The 420-nt window shown below is 62.1% G+C and carries 1 protein-coding gene; it reads left to right on the top strand.

Features of this window, described 5'->3' with window-relative positions; all coding sequences use genetic code 11:
* Positions 1-420 (top strand): hypothetical protein (locus EVJ22_RS15315; RefSeq protein WP_199749351.1); only part of this gene is annotated, 420 nt, incomplete at both ends.

Below are 420 nucleotides of genomic sequence, written 5' to 3'. Positions count from 1 at the left end.
CACCTCGATCCTCGACATCTCCTGGGCGTACAACATCCTCTCGGACGCGCCCACCACGCTGAACCCACTGGCGTGGACCAACGCCGCTGTCGGCGCGGTGTTCCTGACGTACCTGCTCCCCAGCACCAAGCCCCAGAACAACATCCTCAGCCATGTCATCCCCGAACTGGCGCTCAGCACGATCGACGGGCTCAAGACGATCCTCGACGTCACCGGTGGCCAGAGCCTGGAGATGGTGCCCGGGTGGTCCGAGATCGTGAAAGTCGTCGAGAAACTCGACTTGCTGGGCATCGGCGTGGACGAGGTTCTCAAGGAGATCGCCAACGTCACCAAGTTCACGGGTACGGGCAGCTACATCACCTACGATTCCGGCAACCTTCCGCTGCTTGAGCCGTTCCGGATCATCTCGCGCCTGGTGAG

Source organism: Exiguobacterium sp. SH0S7 (assembly GCF_004337195.1).
In the GTDB taxonomy this organism is placed as follows: domain Bacteria; phylum Bacillota; class Bacilli; order Exiguobacteriales; family Exiguobacteriaceae; genus Exiguobacterium; species Exiguobacterium aurantiacum_A.
The sequence above is the reverse complement of the archived record's forward strand: the minus strand, read 5'-3'. Positions and strand labels throughout refer to the sequence as shown.